The following is a 14,388-nucleotide window of genomic DNA, read 5'->3' as shown; positions in this document are numbered from 1 at the left end:
GCTGAGCGACCGTTTAGAGTCGGCAGTGCTGGCTGTATTTCTACTTCCGGAAATAGCGCCAGCCGCCATAGGAAAAGGCGGCCGTGACAAGCGCTGGAAGGCCATAGGTGCGAATAGCGCGGCGGATGGAGCGGTAGTCGCGGACGATCCAGCCGCGCTTCTCTGCAATGTTGCGCAGCTTGCGGTCCGGGTTGATGGCTACGGGGGTGCCCACCATGGTGAGCATGGGCATGTCATTGGCGGAGTCGGAGTAGGCGGTGCACCGGTCCAGATCGAGGCCCTCGATGGTAGCGAGGGCGGCCACGGCGTGCTTTTTGCCTGGGCCGTGGAGGATATCGCCCACCAAGCGGCCGGTGAACTTGCCGTCTTCTACCTCCGCGACGGTGCCGAGGGCGCCGGTAAAGCCAAAGCGGCGCGCCAAGACCTGGGCGAGCTGGACTGGGGTAGCGGTAACGAGCCACACCTGTTGGCCGGCGGCTAGGTGCATCTCAGCGAGCTGCGTGGTGCCGGGATATGCGCGGCGGGCGAGTGAGGCTTCGACAATATCCTCGCAGAGCTCAATGAGCTCGTCTACGCTGCGGCCTTTGACAAACTCCAAGGCCTGCGCGCGGCCTTCGGCAACGTCTTTTGCATTCTCCGCGCCAGAGAGGCGGAATTTTAGTTGCTTCCAAGCAACCGGAAGTATCTCAGAGATGCGGATATAGCGCCGGCGGGCGAGCCCAAAGCCGAATTCCACCAAGGAGGAACCCTGAACGAGGGTATTGTCTACGTCGAAAAAGGCGGCGGCGCCGACATCGACGGGGACGTCCGGATCCTGGTCCGTGATGCGCTGGGAGCCTGCGGCGTCATAAGAGCCGGAGACGGAGGCTATGCCGGAGGCGAAGTCCTCGAGCTCTAGCCCGAACTCTTCTAAAGCGGCGGCAGCGGCCGCCTCACCTGCGGCGCGCTGTTCTTTTTCGCCCAAAGGGGCCAGCGCTTGGTTTTCTAAGAAGTTGCGCAGATTGCCGCGCGAGGCCGTCCAATTGGCCAAAAAGTCGCGGGGAGATTCGGGGAATCCGGGGGGAGGTATAGCGGACACGAGTGGAATAAACAGCTTTCGCAAACGCGGGGTGGACTAATATGTCCATAGTAAACGTTTCCACCGTCGGCGTCCTTATGAGGAGAATCCCGCCCCTATGTCCCAGCATCTAGTCGAGCTCATGGTGCGCCCCACCTGCGGTTCCTGTAAACGGGTAAAAGAGCAGATTACCCCCGTTATCCAGGAGGCCGGCGCCCAGCTGGAAGTGCGCAACGTGGAAGATAGCCGCGAGCTCGAGATGGAATTCGGTGACCGCGTTCCTGTTGTAGTGATAGACGGAGAAGAATTCGCCTGCTGGGAAGTTGATAACGAAGAGTTGGCTGCGGAGCTGCGCTGACGATTCGGGTTCCGCGTCCACGCGGGGTAGTCTTTGGAACCATTGCGATCAATCAAAAGGTTGAGGAGTGTGGAGCATGAGCGTGCTTGTAGTGGGAATGTCCCACCAATCGGCACCCGTGGCGTTGCTGGAAAAATTGAGCATGGACGATGTGGTGCAGCATTCCGCCTGCGGGCAGTTGGTTGACGCCGAGTCCCTTACTGAGGCAATGATCATTTCCACGTGCAACCGCCTTGAGGTCTATACGGTGACCAATTCCTTCCACACCGGCGTGCAGGACGTCATCCGGGTGCTCAAGGATGTCTCCCACGTCGATGAGGAAGAGCTGCGCAATTACCTCTACGTGCGCTATGCCGACGCCGCCGCCGAGCACCTTATGTCCGTTACCTCCGGCCTGGATTCGATGGTGGTGGGCGAGCAGCAGATCATCGGCCAGGTGCGTTCCGCCTACCAGTCCGCCTCCAAGCAGGGCACGGTTGGCCCGCGCATCCACGCCTTGGCGCAGTCCGCGCTGCGTGCCGGCAAGCGCGTGCACTCGGAAACGGAGATCGATAAGGCCGGCGTTTCGATGGTGACTTTCGCCTTCGACCAGGCGCTGCAGCGCCTTAATGCGGAGGACCTGCAGGGTAAGGCCGCACTCGTGCTGGGCGCCGGGGCGATGGCCTCGCTTGCGGCCACCCACGCAGGTCGGCTGGGCATCGGCGAGCTGGTGATTGCCAACCGCACCCGCGAGCGCGCCGAGCGCCTTGCCGGCCACGCTGAGGAGGCCGGGGTCCACACCCGCGTGGTGGATTTTGAGGATCGCGCCGCCGCGCTTGCCGATGTCCACCTCGCCATCTCCGCCACCGGCGCCGAAGGCTTTACCATTACCGCGTCCGACATTCCGCCCGCGCACCCGCTGATGCTCATTGACCTCTCCCTCCCGCGCGATATCGATGACGCGGCAACTGAAATCGATGACGTGGACCTGGTGAATATCGAGCGCCTCAGCAAGTCCCTGTCGGCGGCAGCGACTGATGTCGCGGCGGGCACGGACCCGCACGAGCAGGCCCGCACCATCGTGGACGAGGAGCTTGCCGCCTATACCTCTGCCCAACGCGTGCGCGATGTGGCACCTGCCGTTAGCGCCCTGCACCGCCGCGCGGCGGATCTCGTGGAGTGCGAGGCGGCTCGCCTGCAGCAAAAGCACCCGGAGCTAGAGGGCAAGCAGCTTGCCGATGTCCAAGGTGCCCTCAAACGCGTCGCCGACAAGCTGCTGCATGAACCGACGGTGCGGGCGAAGAAGCTGGCGGCATCGGATAGCAGCTTTAGCAGCGAAAATGCCCTGCAGGAACTCTTTGGCCTGCAGCTAGAAGGCTCCGGCGTTGCCGTGGCCGTCAATGAATTGCCCACGCTGAATAAGGAGGCGTAAATGTTCCAGATTGGTACCCGTGGCTCCAAGCTTGCCACCACCCAGGCAGGACACGTCCGCGATTGGCTTATCGATGCCGGATTCGATTCCGAACTCCACATCGTCACCACCGCAGGCGATACCAATATGGCCCCAGTCGAACGCATCGGCGTGGGCGTATTCACCCAGGCGCTGCGCGAGGCGCTGTACCGCGGCGAATGTGATATCGCCGTGCACTCTTTCAAAGACCTGCCCACGGCCGAGGATGACCGCTTCCGCTTGGTTATCCCGCAGCGCCAAGACAGCCGCGAGGTGCTGGTCGCCCGTGACGGGATGAGCCTGATGCAGCTGCCGGAGGGCGCGCGGGTGGGAACCTCGGCGCCGCGCCGCATCTCCCAGCTGGCCGCCCTGCGCCCGGACCTGGAGATCCGCCCGCTGCGCGGCAATATCGATACCCGCATGTCCAAGGTGACCGATGGCGAGCTCGATGCCGTGGTGTTGGCCTATGCTGGCTTGCTGCGCGGCGGCTACGAGGACCGGGCGAGCGATATCTTCGACCCAGAATTATTCATGCCCGCTCCTGCCCAGGGTGCGCTCGCCATCGAGGCCGTCGCCGGCACTGAGGCGGCCGCGGCGCTCGATACTGTTGTCGATGATCAAGCCACCGCCGCCGCCCTCGCCGAGCGCGCCGTCCTCGCCCGCCTCGAGGCCGGCTGCACCGCGCCCGTGGCCGCCACGTCCCGCTGGAATGGCGATCAATTAACGGTGCGCGGCGGCGTCTTTGCGCTGGATGGTTCCCGCCAATTGACCGCCACCGCCTCCGGCACTGCGGCGGACGCAGCGGAAGCGGCGGAGTTGGGCGCGCGGGTCTCTGATGAGCTTTTCGCCCAAGGCGCGGCCGATCTGCTAGGTCAGTAATTTCTACTTTAAGCGCTAATAATTTAAGGTGTAGATACCATAGATCATTTTTTGCAATGATACCCGGCCCCCTTTAAGGGCATCCCAGGACGTAGCGCCTGGGATTTTGGCCGTTATGACCTTGATACCCACCGACGGCGCGGGGAGAAACACTGCAGGCGATCATGTCCGTGTGCGGTGCCGCGGGCCCAGATCTAGAAAAGAACTTTATGAGCAATGCTGTGTCAGACACCCAGTTGGGCAAGATCGTCTTCGTGGGCGCTGGTCCGGGAAACCCAGACCTGCTGACCGTCCGCGCCCGCGAAGTTCTGGCCAATAACGCTATCGCCGTGACCGATCCGCAGGTCATGCAGGGCGTGCGCGATGCTGTCGCCACCGCGCTGCCCGTCCCGCAAGAGCTGCTGGATGCCGCGGAAGAGGAATACGCGCAGATGTGCGCCGATGCCAAGGCCAAGGGCGCGCGCCGCAAGCCGCCCCGCCCGCCGGCACCGACCGCCGCGGTGCTCTACGCACCGGGCGAGGACATCGTAAGCCAGCTGCGCGAGTGCCTTGCCGAGGCCGATGGCGAGGACGTCATCCGCCTCGTGACCGGCAACCCGCTCAACCGCGAATCCATTAAGGCCGAGATCAACGCCGTGGCTTCCGCGGGCCTGGAATTCCAGGTCGTGCCGGGCATGTCCCTGCCCTCGACCGTGCCGTCTTTTGCCGGGCTAGCCCTGGGATCGACGTACACGGAGGCCGATGTCACCGATGGCGCCGACTGGGACGCGCTCGCCAATGCCACCCAGCCCATCGTCTTGCAGGCCACCAAGGAAGACCTCGCGGAGATATCCACCGAGCTGCAGCAGCGCGGCATGCCGGCGGAAACCGAGGCCTTTGTGACCGTCCACGGCACAACGCGCCTGCAGCACACGTACGAGACGACGCTGGGGACCATCGCCAAGCTGGACGCGGATTTGTCCGGCCCGCTGGTGGTGACCCTTGGCCGCAGCATCGATGACCGCACCAAATACTCGTGGTGGGAAAACCGCCCGCTCTATGGCTGGCGCGTGCTGGTGCCGCGCACCAAGGAACAGGCTGGGTCCATGTCCGCGCGCCTAGCCGGCTACGGCGCCATCCCGCAGAACGTGCCGACGATTTCCATTGAGCCGCCGCGCAACCCAGCGCAGATGGACCGCGCCATCAAGGGCATCGTCGAAGGCCGCTACAAGTGGATCGTCTTTACCTCCGTCAACGCCGTGACCGCCGTGTGGGATAAGATTTCCCAGCTCGGCCTGGACGCCCGCGATTTCGCCGGCGTGCACCTTGCCGCCGTAGGCACCAAGACCGCCGATGCCATCCGCGCCAAGGGCATGGTGCCGGAGCTTTTGCCGCACAAGAAGAAGCAAAACGCAGAGGGCCTGCTCGAGGTCTTTCCCAATTACGTCGAAGACATCGATGCCGTCAGCCGCGTGCTCCTGCCGCGCACCGATATCGCCGCCGATACGCTTGTCGATGGCCTCCAGGCCCTCCAGTGGGACGTCGATGACGTCGTGGCCTACCGCACCGTGCGCGCCGCCCCGCCCTCGGCAGAAATCCGCGACATGATCAAGACTGGTGGCTTCGACGCCGTGGCCTTTACCTCCGGTTCCACCGTGCGCAACCTGGTGGGTATTGCCGGCAAGCCGCACCAGCGGACGATCATCGCGTGCATCGGGCCATCGGCAAGCGCAGCAGCAGAAGAGCTGGGCCTGCGCGTCGATGTCGTGCCAGATGTTGCGGACGTACCCGCGCTTGTCGATGCCCTCGCTAGCCACGTCGCCGCCCTCCGCGCCGCCGGTAACCTGCCCGCGCCCCGCAAGAAGCGTCGCGCGCGCAAGAAGACTACTAAGGTCGAGAAGGCGTAAGTTTTTAGTCTCGCTCTAAGGAGTACCCAATGAGCTCATTTCCTGCCCGCCGCCCCCGACGCCTGCGCTCCACGCCGCAGATGCGCAACCTCGTGGCCGAAACCACGCTGCGCCCATCGGACTTAATTCTGCCGATGTTTATCGCAGACGGCCTCGATGAGCCGAATGAGATTTCTTCAATGCCCGGCGTGTACCAGCACACCTTTGACTCGCTGCGCCGCGCGACCGAAGAAGCCCTCGAGGCCGGCGTTACCTGCGTGGATCTCTTCGGCGTTCCGCTGGAAAAGGACAAGGACGCCACCGGCTCCGTGGCCTGGAATCCCGACGGCATTTTGAACCGCGGCATTGCCGCCCTGCGGGAGGAATTTGGCGATGACCTCATCATCATGGCCGATACCTGCCTCGACGAGTTCACCTCGCACGGGCACTGCGGCGTCCTCGATGACCAGGGCCGCGTGCTTAACGATGAATCCGTCCAGCTCTACCAAAAAATGGCCCGCTCCCAGGCTGAAGCCGGCGCGCAGATCATTTCACCGTCGGGCATGATGGACGGCCAGGTTGCCGCCATCCGCGCTGATCTCGATGAAGCCGGGCGCGATGACGTATCCATCATGGCCTACTCCGCGAAGTACGCCTCCGCCTTCTTCGGCCCCTTCCGCGAAGCCGTCGGCTCCTCCCTCGAGGGCGACCGCCGCACCTACCAGCAGGACCCGCGCAACTTCCGCGAATCCCTTTTGGAGGCCGAGCTCGATATCGAGGAAGGTGCCGACTTCGTCATGGTCAAGCCGGGCCTGCCGTATTTGGATGTCTTGTCCGCAATCGCGGAGACCTCTTCGGTACCCGTCGCCGTGTACCAGGTCTCCGGCGAGTACGCGATGATCAAGGCCGGTGCCGCCAACGGCTGGGTCGATGGCGAGGCCATCATGCTCGAGTCGCTCACCGCCTTCAAGCGCGCCGGTGCCGACCAGATCCTGACGTACTTCGCCACCGAAGCCGCACGCCTGCTCAAGTAAAGGATTCTTGTGACACAGCCTTCTTCTCGTCCGTCGCCGCGCCCTGAGTCGCCGCAGCCCGAGTCGCCACAGGCCGGCAATCCTGGGCCACAGCGCGATAAGCAGCGAGAGCCTCAACGAGAATCGCGGCCTAAGCTGCAGCCTGGATCGCCGCAGCCCGGTGACCCGCGTGACCCGCGTGACCAGCGCGGCAAGGGCTCGCAGGGCGGTTCCAAGCGCCCCGAGACCGTGGTCTACATGCTGTGGCTTTGGCTGGGCGTCGTCGCCGGCGAGACCGTCCACCAAATCCTTAATGTGGTGCTGACCCTGCTCAACCACGATGTGCTCATGGCGCAGGCCAAGCAGATGGTCGAAAGCACCTCGGGTGGCGAAGACGGCGAAGAAGTTTCGGACTCCTTAATTGAAATGGCCGCCTATGGGTCGGTGGCGCTATCGGCTGCCATTGCCATCGGCGTGCTGGTGCTGCTGCTCTTTTTGCTGAAGTCGCTGGCGGGGCCATCAAAACGCGCGGGCACCTCGCGCCGCATCTGGTTCGCCTTTTCCATTTACTTCGGTTTCCGCATCCTGCTGACTTTCATGGTCACGCCCACGGGTGCTGACGTCCCCGACTGGCTCTTTGCCGCTGACGGCATGGTACAAATCTTGGTCGGCGTCGCCGCCGTATTGGGGCTCATTTTTTCCATTAAGCCCGACACCCTCGACTACACTGGCGAACTCGCGCAAATGCGCGAGCTGGAAAAGGAACTGGAGCAGGCGCGCCGGGATAAAGAGCGTGAGAAGCGCGAAAAGCAGGAAGCCAAGGAGAAGGGTGCCAAGGATCGGGGTAAGGAAACTTCCTCCCAGCAATCGCTTGGCGATGACCACAAGGACAACCGATGACCAGTATGTTCCCCGGCCACGGCCGGCGCGATGACGGTCAAAGCGACGGTGCTGCGGATAAGAATCAACGCCCAGGCCCCCGCGACTATAACCGCCCCGTACAAAACATCACCCAGGAACAAGACCTGTCCGTGTGGCCGCGCCCTCTCCAGTGGGCGTATTGGGTGCTCGTTGTTGCAGCCGTCATCATGCTGGTTAGCGGCATGGTCGGTATCTTCGGCGGAGGCGGCGAACAGATGGAGCCCTCGGATTCGCGCATCGCCGAGTATGTGCGGTCGAACCGCTTATTCGTCTCGGTATTTAATATCATCGGCGCAATCATTCTGGCGCTCTTTTCCGCGCAACTCGCCAATGGATCGAAGTGGGCGCGCCGCATTATTTCAGTCGTCATTGCGATTGCCCTCTTTTTCAATATCGCAGCTTTGGCGCTTGGTATCGGTGGTCTCGGCCTGCTACTGATCGCCGTGACGCTGCTTATCGCGGTGGTCCTGCTCTTCCGGCCCCAGTCCAACCGGTTCATTGCCCACCGCAGCCTCCACGGGAGCGACTGACGCCTGGTTTGCGCACAGGGAACGCAAGACCCGCGGCGCGGCAAATTAGCCCCTGCTCCAACTTTTGATTCATAATGAGGAGTATGTCTCGACTTAACCGCGCCCCCATTATCGATGCCGCGCTCGGCCGCACCCCCTCCCGCCCGCCAGTGTGGTTGATGCGTCAAGCTGGTCGCTCCCTGCCGGAGTACCGCGCCGCCCGCGAGGGCATCGGCATGCTGGACTCTTGCTTCATGCCGGAACTCCTCGCAGAAATCACCCTGCAGCCGGTGCGCCGCCATGACGTGGACGCGGCCATCCTCTTTTCCGATATCGTGGTCCCGCTCAAGGCAGCCGGCGTCAACGTCGATATCGTGCCCGGCCGCGGGCCGGTGATGGAGAAGGCGGTGAGGGAGAAGGGGGACATCGGCAAGCTGCCTATTCTTGATACCGACGTGCCCGAAGTTGCCCAGGGCATCGCGGGGATCCTCGGCGAGCTGACCGAGACCCAAGCGCTCATCGGGTTCGTAGGCGCGCCATTTACCCTGGCCAGCTACCTTATCGAGGGCGGGCCATCCAAGAACCACGAGCGCACCAAGGCGCTCATGCACGCCGAGCCTGAGACGTGGCACATGCTCATGCGCCGGCTCGTGCCCACCATCATTAACTTCCTGCGGGTGCAGGTCGATGCCGGCATCGATGCCATGCAGCTTTTCGATTCCTGGGCCGGCTACCTCAACGAGCGCGACTACCGCGAATTCGTGCTGCCATATTCGCAGGAAATCCTGGCCAGCGTCGATATTCCGCGCATCCACTTCGGCGTGGGCACCGGCGAGCTGCTGCCGGCGATGTCCGAAGCCGGCTCCGAGGTCATGGGCGTGGACTACCGCGTGGCCATGGACGCCGCCGCCCAGCGCGTGAGCTCCCGCGTGCTGCAGGGCAACCTCGACCCGGCGCTGCTTTTTGCCGGCGACGATGCAGTGCGCCAAGCCGTGCGCACCATCCGCGGCGAGGTCGAGCGCGCCCAGCAGCGCGGCGATATCGACACCCACATTTGGAACCTTGGGCACGGGGTGCTGCCCACTACCGACGCGGAGGCCATCACCCGCGCCGTATCCATCATTCACGAGGAGGGCTAAATGCGTATTGCCATCATCGGTGCCGGCCTCGCCGGCCTTACCGCCGCCTACGAACTGCGCGATCACGACGTCGAGGTTTTCGAGGCCGCCGGGCGCATCGGTGGGAAGCTGTATTCCGTGCCGTTTAATGACGGCCCCACCGACATGGGTGCCGAGGCATTCCTCGCCCGTCGGCGCGATGCCGTGGACTTCTTCCACGCCCTCGGCTTGGGCGGCAGTTTAGTTGACCCGTCAGGTTTGCGCTCGCTGGTCTACAGCGGGGAGCTCAAGGCCCTGCCGCAGGGCGGGGTGATGGGCATTCCGTCGCATTCCGAGCCGGTTGCGCATCTGGTTTCGGAGGACACGGTGCGGCGCATCGATAACGAGCAGCCCTTTGAGTGGGCCGTGGGCGGCGACGTCTCGGTCGGTGAGTTGGTGCGTCAACAATATGGCGGCGACCTGGTGGACCGCGTTGTTTCCGCGCTGCTGGGCGGGGTGTACTCATGCACCGCCGATGACCTGGGCCTGCGCGCCACCATCCCCACGCTTGCCGATGCCTTCGATACCCTCTCCGCCTCCGGCCCCGTCACCCTCTCTGCGGCCGTGCGCTCCCTCGAGGAATCCCGTGCAGAGAACCCCAGCGCCGGCGGGCCCGTTTTCCAGACCTTCCGCGGCGGCTACGCCGAACTCTATGAGACCCTGGCCGAAAAATCCCGCGCCAAGATTTTCGTTGACACATTCATTTCTGGCATCACACGCGAGGGCGATAAGTTCCGCCTGGCCGGCGCGCCGGGCGATACTGCGCCCTTCGACCGCGTGCTGGTAGCTACCCCGGCACCGACCGCCGCGCGCCTGCTGCCCAAGGTGGCTCCGGATGCGGCAACGCGGTTGAAGGGGGTGAAGCTGGCGGCATCGGCAGTCGTGGGCCTCAAATTCGACTCCGATACCGATCCCTCCGGTACCGCGTTGCCACAAAACTCCGGCATCCTCGTCGCCACCGACCAAGATGACGTGCACGCAAAGGCATTCACGCTGTCATCGCGCAAATGGCCGCACCTGGCAGAGCGCGGCGGGGCGCTGGTGCGTGCCTCGTTCGGCCGGTTCGGCGACGACGCCATCGTCCGCGCCGAAGAAGACGACCTCGTGGACTACGCCCTCGATGACCTGCAACACCTGACCGGCTTCGACGGCCGCGCTGCTGGCGTCGCCGAAATCTTCACCCAACGTTGGTTCGGCGGCCTACCGCGCTTTGATGCCACCCACCTCGAGACTGCGGCAGCCGTGCGCGATGCCTTGTCTCAATCCGCAGGCGTCGACGTCACCGGTGCCTGGGCCGGCGGCGTGGGCGTGCCTGCGGTCATCGCGGATGCGCGCGCTGCCGCCGCCCGCATCGCCAGCAGCTAGCTCGCGCGGCTGCAATTAACGCTGCTTGCCACTGGCACCACTTGCAGCCCGCGCTGGTTGAAACTAACCCCGGCTGTAGTTGACTCCACTGGGAGCCAGCGCCGGTTGCAGCTAGCGAAGTTGGTGGTTGGTGCTGCCGGTGGTTAAGCATCACCGGCTGTGTCTCGGCTGAACCGCGACGCGATTCGAAGAAGCAGCGAGTCGGATTTGGGCATGCCTAAACAGGCAGCAGGGTTACTGCTGCCTGACCAGGCGCTTGTGGCCAATGCACGCGCGTGCGGAAACCTGACATGCGCGCAGATAATTGGCATGTGCTAGGGCCTGACCCCTCGGCCGGGAATGCCGGTTGGGGCCTGGGCGCTAGGTTTCGGCGCTGGAGTCGGGCACGGCTTCGGGCACGGCATCGGCCCATGGTGGTTGCCACACCACCCGCCCGCGTCTGCGGGCGAGGCGACCGCGGCGCGGCGGTGCATTCGGGTCATCGTCGTTGACGCCGTTGTGGTACGGGCAGCAGGCCGCAAGGTTGGCCATATTGGTATCGCCGCCGTGCTGCCAGGCTTCTAGGTGGTGGATTTGGCACTTATCCGCGGGATAGTTGCACCGCGGCCACGGGCAGACAGGATTTTCGGCGGCGGCCATGAGCCGCTGCTTCTCGTTGGCCATGCGCTCGGTGCGGTAGAGGTTCACCGCGCCCTCGAAGGGATGCACGAGGGTGATAAGGCCACGCTCGGAAAGCGTGCGCGCGACCAATTCGGCGCCGGTAAGCCGCGCACCATTGGTGAGTTGGATGGTGATTTCCTCGCCGTCACCGTCGATGATGCGGTCGAGCTCGTCGAGCGTGATGATCGCATTGGTCGTCACCGTGGGGCGCGGGGCGGCGGAGCCGGAGAAAAGCCCCGCGACGGAATCTAAAGGCGCATCCTCGTCCAGATTGGACTCTAAGTCCGCGATGAGGGAGGACGGCCCTGTAATCGCGAGCGTCCACGGCGCGTCCTTGCGGCGGCGAATGCGCACGCCGGGGCGCGGTGGGGTGGGTGGATTGATTTCACGCAGCTTCTTGCGCGCGAGTTTTTCCATCTCATCGGTATCCGCAGCGGTGCGGCAGAGCTCCACCCGCAGCTGCCACGCCTGGCGCTTGGTCTTGGCGCGCGTGGCGTAGCGCTCGATAACCTCCAGCGTTGGCAGCGCGTGGGCGTGTTCGCGGGCGGCGGCCACGGCGCGGCGTTGTTGCCGGGAAAAGGAGGTGGGGGAGAAGAAGGCATCGGCAAGCGTGAGCAGCGTGCGCGCAGTCCGGTTCGGCGCACCGGCCGCGCGTAGCTCGCGGGCGGACATGCCAGTGCACCCGGCGACGATGTCGATGCCGGGCGCTAAGGCCGCGAGGTATGCCTGAAGTGCTGTCATGCCCCGCAGCCTAAGGTGATAGCGCAACTAAAGCGCGGCGCGCGGGTGGAGCCTGTGGATAACTCGGCCCAAAAGCGCTAAAAAGCCGCGGTTCGTTGACGCGACATGTGAATAACTAGCCCTTATTGCGGAAAACGAAGATGGACGAGAAGTCCTGGTTCCCGTGGCCCATGTCCTGCATCTCGGCGAAGCGCTCGATGGCGGCGGATACGGCGGGCAGGGGCTTGTCGGAGGTCTTCTCCATGAGCTTGGCGTCCTTGGCCAAGGCGTCGACGGTGAAATCGCCCGGGTCGGTATTGCGCTCGCCGGTGATGAACGGGCCTTTCATATTCGACATGAACGACAGGCCGGTGATGTCGAGCATCTGCAGGATGACCTCGGAATCGAGCCCCTCGGATTCGCCGAGCTGCAGGGCCTCGAGCAGGCCTTCGGCGGTCACGGCTAGAGCAAGGTTGGCCAGCAGCTTGCCGATGGCCGCCGTCGCCGCCGTTTCCACCCCAATCAGCTTCTCTTCGCCGGCCCAGGCCTCGGCAAGGCCGAGGGCGACCTCGCGGCGGTCATCGTCAGGCGTGCCGACATAAACGCCCAGGTTGCCTTCCCGCGCCGGGCCCAGCGAGCCCACGACGGGGGAGTGGACGTAGGAGCCGACGGCGGCGGCGAACTCGCGGGCATCGTCAGGCGAGACCGTCGTGGTGTCGATCCAGGTAATGCCCTCGGGGATGAGCTGCGGCTCGATGACCACCTCGCGGATCTGGTCAGGGCCAAAGAGGGAGGTGATGATGACCTCGGCGCCCTCGATGGCGGCGGCGGGGGTATCGGCGAGCGCGGCGCCCTCATCCACGAGGGGCTGCGCGCGCTCGGCGGTGCGGTTCCACACCGTCAGCTCGTGTTCAGTTAGTAGGTGTCGGGCAAGCTCGGTGCCCATGCGTCCGGTTCCTAAAAATGCAATCTTCATACCTCCCCAGTGTGCCATCTCAGCGGGAATGCTGTTTCTATGACGTGTCATGGAACCGCGGGGAAGCTTTGTGGGTTGCTGTGAATTACGCCGACATGCACAGTCAAACTTTTGTATGGCGCGCGAGTCGCTAGAATGACAGACATGCCTAATACTTCCCAGTCGCAACAGTGGTTCGAGCGTTCCTCCAAAGTGATCCCGGGCGGGGTGAACTCGCCGGTGCGCGCTTTCGGCTCCGTGGGCGGCCAGGCCCGCGTGATTGAGCGGGGCGCGGGATCGCGCCTGTGGGATGTCGACGGCAATGAGTACGTCGACCTCGTGAGCTCGTATGGCCCGATGATCCACGGCAATGCGCACCCGGAAATCGTCGAGGCTGTGCAGCAGGCTGCCACCGGCGGGCTGAGTTTCGGCACGCCGACGGAGGGCGAGGCGCTGCTGGCGGAGGAAATCGTCAAGCGCACCGCGGCCGATAAGGTGCGCATGGTTAACTCCGGCACGGAGGCAACCATGTCGGCGGTGCGTTTGGCCCGCGGCTATACGGGCCGCGCGAAGGTGCTGAAGTTTGAGGGTTGCTACCACGGGCACGTGGATGCGCTGTTGGCATCGGCAGGCTCGGGCGTGGCGACGTTCGGCCTGCCGGATTCGCCGGGCGTTACGGGGGCGACGGCGAAGGACACTATCGTCGTTCCTTATAACGATCTGGATGCGGTGCGCGAGGCTTTTGCGGAGAACGAGGGCCAGATTGCCTGCATCATTGCGGAGGCCTCTGCCGGCAATATGGGCACCGTGGCCCCGAATGAGGGCTTCAACGCGGCACTGAAGGAGATCGCGCATGCCGATGGTGCCCTGCTCATCCTTGACGAGGTCATGACCGGCTTCCGCACCTCCTATAAGGGCTGGTACGGCGTCGATGGCGTGGCGGCGGACTTAGTGACCTTTGGCAAGGTGGTCTCTGGTGGCTTGCCGGCTGCGGCCTTTGGTGGTCGCGCCGAGGTCATGGACTACCTGGCGCCGGACGGTCCGGTCTACCAGGCGGGCACCTTGTCCGGTAACCCGGTGGCGATGGCCTCAGGCCTGAAGTCGCTGCAGCTTGCCGATGAATCCCTCTACCCCCGCCTGCAGGAAAAGGCCGACCAGCTCGGCGCGATGATTTCCTCCGCGCTGGAGGCCGAGGGCGTGGCGCACCACATTCAGCGTGCGGCATCTATGTTCTCCATTCGTTTTGCAGAGGGCGAGGGCCGCAACTTTGCGGACATGCAGGCCGCGGAGAACTTCCGCTTTGCCCCGTTCTTCCACGCGCTGCTTGAAAATGGCATCTACGTGGCACCGAGCGCGTTCGAGACTTGGTTCGTCTCTGATGCTCTTGGCGATGCCGACTTTGAGCGCATCGATTCCGCCCTCAAGCCCGCCGCGAAGGCCGCGGCCGCAGCGCGTCCCGCACAATAAGGCCTGCGCAATTAGGCCTACTCAACAAGGAGA

Annotated in this window: 13 protein-coding genes; 10 read left to right on the top strand and 3 right to left on the bottom strand. The window is 64.1% G+C overall.

The annotated features are described in order from the left end of the window. Positions 1-40: 40 nt before the first annotated feature. Positions 41-1,078: an HAD family hydrolase gene (locus ABRP88_RS08165; protein WP_284785374.1), complete on the bottom strand. Its 1,038-nt coding sequence runs from the start codon at positions 1,076-1,078 to the stop codon at positions 41-43. A gap of 97 nt (positions 1,079-1,175) precedes the next feature. Between ABRP88_RS08165 and ABRP88_RS08160 the strand changes: the two genes are divergently transcribed. The 9 genes from ABRP88_RS08160 to ABRP88_RS08115 all read left to right on the top strand — a co-directional run bounded on the left by ABRP88_RS08160 (position 1,176) and on the right by ABRP88_RS08115 (position 10,553). Further along, positions 1,176-1,415 (top strand): glutaredoxin family protein, encoded by a 240-nt coding sequence (locus ABRP88_RS08160; protein ID WP_239268840.1) that lies wholly within the window; start codon positions 1,176-1,178, stop codon positions 1,413-1,415. A gap of 76 nt (positions 1,416-1,491) precedes the next feature. Then, on the top strand, positions 1,492-2,826 hold the full coding sequence (locus tag ABRP88_RS08155; protein ID WP_349836905.1) for a glutamyl-tRNA reductase: 1,335 nt from the start codon (positions 1,492-1,494) through the stop codon (positions 2,824-2,826). Further along, positions 2,827-3,723, top strand: a complete 897-nt coding sequence (hemC, locus tag ABRP88_RS08150) for a hydroxymethylbilane synthase (RefSeq protein WP_349836904.1) — start codon at positions 2,827-2,829, stop codon at positions 3,721-3,723. A 209-nt stretch (positions 3,724-3,932) separates the two neighbouring features. Further along, the gene (locus ABRP88_RS08145; protein ID WP_349836903.1) at positions 3,933-5,609 is read left to right on the top strand and encodes a bifunctional uroporphyrinogen-III C-methyltransferase/uroporphyrinogen-III synthase; all 1,677 of its coding nucleotides are present in this window, start codon (positions 3,933-3,935) and stop codon (positions 5,607-5,609) included. A 29-nt stretch (positions 5,610-5,638) separates the two neighbouring features. Further along, complete coding sequence (hemB, locus tag ABRP88_RS08140) at positions 5,639-6,622, top strand: porphobilinogen synthase (RefSeq protein WP_284623966.1); 984 nt, start codon at positions 5,639-5,641, stop codon at positions 6,620-6,622. Positions 6,623-6,631: 9 nt separating this feature from the next. Then, complete coding sequence (locus ABRP88_RS08135) at positions 6,632-7,501, top strand: hypothetical protein (protein WP_349836902.1); 870 nt, start codon at positions 6,632-6,634, stop codon at positions 7,499-7,501. After that, complete coding sequence (locus ABRP88_RS08130; RefSeq protein WP_349836901.1) at positions 7,498-8,052, top strand: tellurium resistance protein TerC; 555 nt, start codon at positions 7,498-7,500, stop codon at positions 8,050-8,052. Before ABRP88_RS08135 ends, ABRP88_RS08130 begins: the two co-directional genes overlap by 4 nt. A gap of 83 nt (positions 8,053-8,135) precedes the next feature. After that, positions 8,136-9,170, top strand: coding sequence for a uroporphyrinogen decarboxylase (hemE, locus tag ABRP88_RS08120; protein ID WP_284771012.1), 1,035 nt, complete (start codon positions 8,136-8,138; stop codon positions 9,168-9,170). Then, entirely contained in the window at positions 9,171-10,553 is a 1,383-nt protein-coding gene (locus ABRP88_RS08115) for a protoporphyrinogen oxidase (RefSeq protein ID WP_349836899.1), read from the top strand. A gap of 360 nt (positions 10,554-10,913) precedes the next feature. On the opposite strand, the gene ABRP88_RS08110 is transcribed toward ABRP88_RS08115, so the two are convergent. Continuing rightward, a complete protein-coding gene (locus ABRP88_RS08110) occupies positions 10,914-11,954 on the bottom strand; it encodes an HNH endonuclease signature motif containing protein (RefSeq protein ID WP_349836898.1) in 1,041 nt (346 codons plus the stop codon). 115 nt (positions 11,955-12,069) lie between these two features. Further along, positions 12,070-12,909, bottom strand: a complete 840-nt coding sequence (locus ABRP88_RS08105; RefSeq protein WP_349836897.1) for an NAD(P)-dependent oxidoreductase — start codon at positions 12,907-12,909, stop codon at positions 12,070-12,072. 135 nt (positions 12,910-13,044) lie between these two features. Here ABRP88_RS08105 and hemL point away from each other — a divergent pair, with 135 nt between their 5' ends. Beyond that, positions 13,045-14,355, top strand: a complete 1,311-nt coding sequence (hemL, locus tag ABRP88_RS08100) for a glutamate-1-semialdehyde 2,1-aminomutase (protein WP_349836896.1) — start codon at positions 13,045-13,047, stop codon at positions 14,353-14,355. Positions 14,356-14,388 lie beyond the last annotated feature (33 nt).

Source organism: Corynebacterium sp. KPL2734 (genome assembly GCF_040225595.1).
Classification (GTDB): domain Bacteria; phylum Actinomycetota; class Actinomycetes; order Mycobacteriales; family Mycobacteriaceae; genus Corynebacterium; species Corynebacterium rhinophilum.
The sequence above is the reverse complement of the archived record's forward strand: the minus strand, read 5'-3'. Positions and strand labels throughout refer to the sequence as shown.

Excerpts from the sequence above, each read along its gene's own strand:
- ABRP88_RS08160 (WP_239268840.1), top strand. The coding sequence starts at position 1,176 with ATGTCCCAGCATCTAGTCGAGCTCATGGTGCGCCCCACCTGCGGTTCC.
- ABRP88_RS08155 (WP_349836905.1), top strand. The coding sequence starts at position 1,492 with ATGAGCGTGCTTGTAGTGGGAATGTCCCACCAATCGGCACCCGTGGCG.
- hemC (WP_349836904.1), top strand. The coding sequence starts at position 2,827 with ATGTTCCAGATTGGTACCCGTGGCTCCAAGCTTGCCACCACCCAGGCA.
- ABRP88_RS08145 (WP_349836903.1), top strand. The coding sequence starts at position 3,933 with ATGAGCAATGCTGTGTCAGACACCCAGTTGGGCAAGATCGTCTTCGTG.
- hemB (WP_284623966.1), top strand. The coding sequence starts at position 5,639 with ATGAGCTCATTTCCTGCCCGCCGCCCCCGACGCCTGCGCTCCACGCCG.
- ABRP88_RS08130 (WP_349836901.1), top strand. The coding sequence starts at position 7,498 with ATGACCAGTATGTTCCCCGGCCACGGCCGGCGCGATGACGGTCAAAGC.
- hemE (WP_284771012.1), top strand. The coding sequence starts at position 8,136 with ATGTCTCGACTTAACCGCGCCCCCATTATCGATGCCGCGCTCGGCCGC.
- ABRP88_RS08115 (WP_349836899.1), top strand. The coding sequence starts at position 9,171 with ATGCGTATTGCCATCATCGGTGCCGGCCTCGCCGGCCTTACCGCCGCC.
- ABRP88_RS08110 (WP_349836898.1), bottom strand. The coding sequence starts at position 11,954 with ATGACAGCACTTCAGGCATACCTCGCGGCCTTAGCGCCCGGCATCGAC.
- ABRP88_RS08105 (WP_349836897.1), bottom strand. The coding sequence starts at position 12,909 with ATGAAGATTGCATTTTTAGGAACCGGACGCATGGGCACCGAGCTTGCC.
- hemL (WP_349836896.1), top strand. The coding sequence starts at position 13,045 with ATGACAGACATGCCTAATACTTCCCAGTCGCAACAGTGGTTCGAGCGT.